Origin of the sequence: Clostridium sp. C105KSO13, assembly GCF_001517425.1 — a bacterium.
Lineage (GTDB): Bacteria > Bacillota > Clostridia > Lachnospirales > Lachnospiraceae > Muricomes.
In genome coordinates this window covers 1-637 of sequence record NZ_FBWL01000052.1, presented here as the reverse complement: position 1 = coordinate 637, position 637 = coordinate 1, and the positions used below count along the sequence as shown (strand labels likewise).

Annotated in this window: 1 rRNA gene; it reads right to left on the bottom strand. The window is 49.9% G+C overall.

Features of this window, described 5'->3' with window-relative positions:
* Positions 1 to 569 (bottom strand): 23S ribosomal RNA (locus BN3456_RS00200); the annotation flags it as partial.
* Positions 570 to 637: the final 68 nt, after the last annotated feature.

Genomic DNA, 637 nt, shown 5'->3' with positions numbered 1-637 from the left:
CCACAGCTTGTAAACATATGGTTTCAGGTTCTCTTTCACTCCCCTCCCGGGGTCCTTTTCACCTTTCCTTCACAGTACTATGCGCTATCGGTCACTAAGTAGTATTTAGCCTTACGGGGTGGTCCCCGCATATTCCCACAAGGTTTCTCGTGTCTCGTGGTACTCTGGATACCGCCATGTCATTTCAGATTTTGCCTACGGGGCTTTCACCCTCTCTGGCTGGCTTTCCCAAAACCATTCTGCTATCTGTCATGAATCAATTATACGGTCCGAACCCCAGGGTGCACGCACCCTGGTTTGGGCTCTTCCGGTTTCGCTCGCCGCTACTTCCGGAATCACATGTTGTTTTCTCTTCCTCCGGCTACTTAGATGTTTCAGTTCACCGGGTTCCCCTCCTTAACTTATGGATTGGGTTAAGGATACTAAAGGTTTGCTTTAGTGGGTTTCCCCATTCAGAAATCTCCGGATCGATGGGTATTTGCCCCTCCCCGAAGCTTATCGCAGCTTGTCACGTCTTTCATCGGCTCTTAGTGCCAAGGCATCCACCATACGCTCTTAAAAGCATAACCAACATGCCTCTTCCCACGGGAATGGGAATCAGCGACACACATCTAGCGTGATGTGCGTTGGCAATAGT